At 68.9% G+C, this 4,009-nt stretch carries 6 protein-coding genes and 1 pseudogene; 1 reads left to right on the top strand and 6 read right to left on the bottom strand.

The window, feature by feature from the left end; all coding sequences use genetic code 11:
- The 6 genes from rsmG to rpmH all read right to left on the bottom strand — a co-directional run.
- On the bottom strand, window positions 1-686 hold a 686-nt coding region (gene rsmG / locus G5C65_RS32720; RefSeq protein ID WP_165302695.1), incomplete at its 3' end, for a 16S rRNA (guanine(527)-N(7))-methyltransferase RsmG.
- Entirely contained in the window at window positions 683-1,147 is a 465-nt protein-coding gene (locus G5C65_RS32725) for a Jag family protein (RefSeq protein WP_165302704.1), read from the bottom strand. The genes rsmG and G5C65_RS32725, both read right to left, overlap by 4 nt.
- A gap of 55 nt (window positions 1,148-1,202) precedes the next feature.
- Entirely contained in the window at window positions 1,203-2,432 is a 1,230-nt protein-coding gene (yidC, locus tag G5C65_RS32730) for a membrane protein insertase YidC (RefSeq protein ID WP_165302696.1), read from the bottom strand.
- A gap of 3 nt (window positions 2,433-2,435) precedes the next feature.
- Window positions 2,436-2,726, bottom strand: a complete 291-nt coding sequence (gene yidD / locus G5C65_RS32735) for a membrane protein insertion efficiency factor YidD (RefSeq protein WP_338146772.1) — start codon at window positions 2,724-2,726, stop codon at window positions 2,436-2,438.
- On the bottom strand, window positions 2,723-3,142 hold the full coding sequence (gene rnpA / locus G5C65_RS32740) for a ribonuclease P protein component (RefSeq protein WP_165302700.1): 420 nt from the start codon (window positions 3,140-3,142) through the stop codon (window positions 2,723-2,725). The genes yidD and rnpA overlap by 4 nt, the downstream gene beginning before the upstream one ends.
- Window positions 3,143-3,166: 24 nt before the next feature.
- The gene (gene rpmH, locus G5C65_RS32745) at window positions 3,167-3,304 is read right to left on the bottom strand and encodes a 50S ribosomal protein L34 (protein ID WP_165302702.1); all 138 of its coding nucleotides are present in this window, start codon (window positions 3,302-3,304) and stop codon (window positions 3,167-3,169) included.
- Window positions 3,305-3,723: 419 nt separating this feature from the next.
- Here rpmH and G5C65_RS32750 point away from each other — a divergent pair.
- A pseudogene (locus G5C65_RS32750) lies at window positions 3,724-4,009 on the top strand (chromosomal replication initiator protein DnaA); the annotation flags it as partial.

Here is a 4,009-nt window from a genome sequence, read left to right on the forward strand (position 1 = left end):
CCCGGACTCTCCCCCACCCGCGCCCGCACCACGGTCGCCAGCGGATCCACCACGCCCTCGCCGATATGCTCCACACCGGACTCCACCACACCCAGCTTGTGCAGCGCGTCCCGCGCCCCGCGCAGCTCCTCCTCGGCGGTGTCGCCCTTGAGCGCCAGCATCTCGCCGTACGGGCGCAGCAGCGGTACGCCCCAGCCGGCCAGCCGGTCCAGCGGCGCCACCGCACGGGCCGTCACCACATGCACCGGCGGCAGCGTGCCCAGCACCTCCTCGGCCCGGCCGCGCACCACGGTCACATGCTCCAGCCCCATCAGCTCCACGACCTCCTGCAGGAAGGTCGTCCGCCGCAGCAGCGGCTCCAGCAGCGTGATCCGCAGATCCGGCCGCACCAGGGCCAGCGGGATGCCGGGCAGCCCGGCACCCGAGCCGACATCGCAGACCGTGACCTCCTCCGGCACGACCTCCGAGAGCACCACGCAGTTCAGCAGATGCCGCTCCCACAGCCGCGGCACCTCGCGCGGGCCGATCAGCCCGCGCCGTACGCCCGCGTCGGCGAGCAGCTCCGCATAGCGCACCACATCCGGCAGGGTGTCGCCGAACGCCTTCCGCGCGGCCTCCGGAGCGGGCGGGACCTCGGCCTCCGCCGGCCCGGCGGCTCCGCCGGGCTCCTCAGCGCGCTCGGTCACGGCAGCACGACCACACAGCGCTGCGGTTCCTCGCCCTCGGATTCGCTGCGCAGCCCCGCGGCCTTGACCGCGTCATGGACCACCTTGCGCTCGAAGGGCGTCATCGGGCGCAGCTTCACCGGCTCGCCGCTGCCCTGGACCTCCTGGACGGCCTTGGTCCCCAGCTCCGACAGCTCCTCGCGCTTACGGGCGCGGAACCCGGCGACATCGAGCATCAGCCGGCTCCGGTCGCCGGTCTCCCGGTGCACGGCCAGGCGGGTCAGCTCCTGCAGCGCCTCCAGCACCTCGCCATCCCGCCCGACCAGCTTCTGCAGATCGCGGGACCCGCCCTCGCTGATGATCGACACGGCGGCGCGGTCGGCCTCGACGTCCATGTCGATATCGCCGTCCAGATCGGCGATATCGAGCAGCCCTTCGAGGTAATCCGCCGCGATCTCGCCCTCCTGTTCCAGGCGGGTCATGGTGTCGGTGCCCTCTGCGGCAGTCGTGTCCGTCACGGCATGGACTCCTTTGTGCTCACTTCTTGGACGAGGACTTGGGGCGCTGCGGGCCCTTGCGCTGCTGCCCGGACTTCTTCTGGCCACCGGACTTCTGCTGTCCGGACCCCTGCTGCCCGGACTTCTGCTGGCCGGACTTCTGGCCCGACTTCTGGCCGGAACGCGCCTGCGGCCCCGCCTTCTTTCCGCTCTTCTGCGGCCCGCTCTTCTGCGGCCCCGACTTCTGCTGCTCGGACTTCCGCGGACCGGACGCGGGCTCCTCGTCGTCCGTCGCCTTCGACAGCGACGTGACCTCGGGCTTCTCCGCCTGCGCCGCGGTGCCGCTCTGGCGCTGGGCCTTCGTCTGGCGCTTCGGCTGGGCGCGCTTGGCCCGCGCCTCCTCGACGGCCTCGCGCGCCGCGACCTCCTTCGGGTCCTCCTGCAGCTTGCCCGCCTTGCGCAGCTTCTCCTGCCGCTCGTTGTACGCCTTGGAGCCGGGGGTCGGGTTCCGCTTGATCACGTACATCTGCTGGCCCATGGTCCACACGTTGGTGGTCAGCCAGTAGACGAGGACGCCGACGGGGAAGTTGATGCCGAAGACGGCGAACATGACCGGGAAGATGTACATCAGCATCTTCTGCTGCTGCATGAACGGCGTCTTCACCGTCAGGTCGACGTTCTTCGTCATCAGCTGGCGCTGGGTGTAGAACTGCGACGCCGACATCAGCACGATCATGATGACCGTGATCACCCGGACATCCGCCAGCGTGGACCCCAGCTCACGGGCCTTGTCGGCGCTGTCCATGAACTTCGCGGCGATCGGAGCGCCGAGGATCTGTGCGTTACGGGCGCTGTCCACCTGGGACTCGGTGAGCACGCCGACCGGGTTGTTGCGCGCGATGTGGTTCAGCACCTGGAAGAGCGCGATGAAGAACGGCGACTGCGCCAGGATCGGCAGGCAGCTGGAGAGCGGGTTGGTCCCCGTCTCCTTGTAGAGCTTCATCATCTCTTCGCTCTGGCGCTGCTTGTCGCTCTTGTAGCGCTCCTGGATCGCTTTCATCTTCGGCTGGAGCGCCTGCATGTTCCGGGTCGACTTGATCTGCTTCACGAAGAGCGGGATCAGCGCGATCCGGATCAGCACCACCAGGAAGAAGATGGACAGACCCCAGGCCCAGCCGCCGTCCTCGTCAAAGACCAGGCTGAACAGCGAGTGGAACTGGACGATGATCCAGGAGACAGCGTAATAAAGAGGACTCAGGATCGTGTCCACGAATCAGGCTCCTTGGGCGTTGGACTGGGTCCGGTGCTGCTGCCAGCGGGAGCGGATCCGCTGGTGCCATACCGGGTGCTTCCGGGCGGGGACGTGGTCGACGCCACCGGGCGACCACGGATTGCAGCGCAGGATGCGCCATGCCGTCAGTCCCGTGCCCTTCAGAGCACCGTGCCGGTGAACCGCCGTGTAGCCGTAGTGGGAGCACGACGGGTAGTACCGGCACACCGGTCCGAGCATCGGACTGATGGTCCACTGGTACAGCTTGATCAACCACAGCAGGGGGTACTTCACTGGCCTCCGCCTCCCGGCTTCCGGGGAGTGTTCCCCGGGGGACCGCCACATGGAGTGGTCCCGCCGAGCAGCCTGCGCAGCGCGGCGTCCAGATCACGCACCAGTTCGGCGTGCTCCGCCTGTCCCGCGCCGGGCAGCGCCCGTACGACCACCAGGCTACCTGCGGGCAGCCGGGCCAGTCGGTCCCGCATCAGGTGGCGCAGCCGCCGCTTCACATGGTTGCGGACGACGGCGTTGCCGACGGCCTTGCTCACGACGAAACCCGCACGTGCGGGAGGAAGGGAATCCCCCGGCGCGTGCGGGTCCGGTCGGCTGCGGAGATGGACGACGAGCAGCGGGCGGCCCGCTCTGCGTCCACGGCGAACCGCCGCCGCGAAGTCCTCGCGCCGCCTCAGCCGGTTCTCGGTAGGCAGCACGGCATGGACCTGTGGTCAGGCTGCTCAGGCCGACAGACGGGTGCGACCCTTGCTGCGGCGGTTCGCGACGATCGCGCGACCGGCGCGGGTCCGCATGCGCAGCCGGAAGCCGTGGGTCTTCGCGCGGCGACGGTTGTTCGGCTGGAAGGTGCGCTTGCTCACTCGGGGGCTCCAGAAATGCTGTGGGTCCCGCACTCACTGCGGGACAGTGTTGGGGAGTCGACAAGCTGTCACCGTGCGCCCACGAGTAGCTCGCAACGCCCGAGTGTGCACCGCTTCATGATCGGCCGGATGTACCTTGGGACGATCTTGCCCATCGGAGGCAGGCGGCAGCAGCCGTCGACAACTCGACCTGGTTACGGTACGCGCGGCTACGCCATCCGGTCAAACCAGCGACCGCGCAGACACCCGCTACTGCAGTCGTGCACAGCCTGTGGACAACGACTTGAACGGGGCAGGTGCGCGTGACTACCGTGGCCGAACTTCCCTTCCTTCCCGACCGTCCCGAGAACCACACATTCGTGGGACAAGGTCAACTTTCCGCAAGCGACCGTCCCCCAGCGAGTGAAAGAGCGTGGCCCGTGGCTGACCTGCCTGCCGATCTTGCCGCAGTGTGGCCACGCGTGCTGGAGCAGCTCCTCGCCGAGGGGCAGGGGGTGGAAGCCAAGGATCAGCGCTGGCTGCGGGACTGCCAGCCGCTCGTCCTGGTCTCCGGCACCGCGCTGCTCGGAGTGCCGAACGAGTACGCCAAGGCCGTGCTGGAGGGGCGGCTCTCCACCACGATCAGCGACGCGCTCAGCCGGGAGTGCCAGCAGCCGATCCGGCTCGCCGTCACCGTCACGGGCCCGGCCCCCGACGCGGCACCCC

Source organism: Streptomyces boncukensis (assembly GCF_011045075.1).
Classification (GTDB): Bacteria; Actinomycetota; Actinomycetes; order Streptomycetales; family Streptomycetaceae; genus Streptomyces; species Streptomyces boncukensis.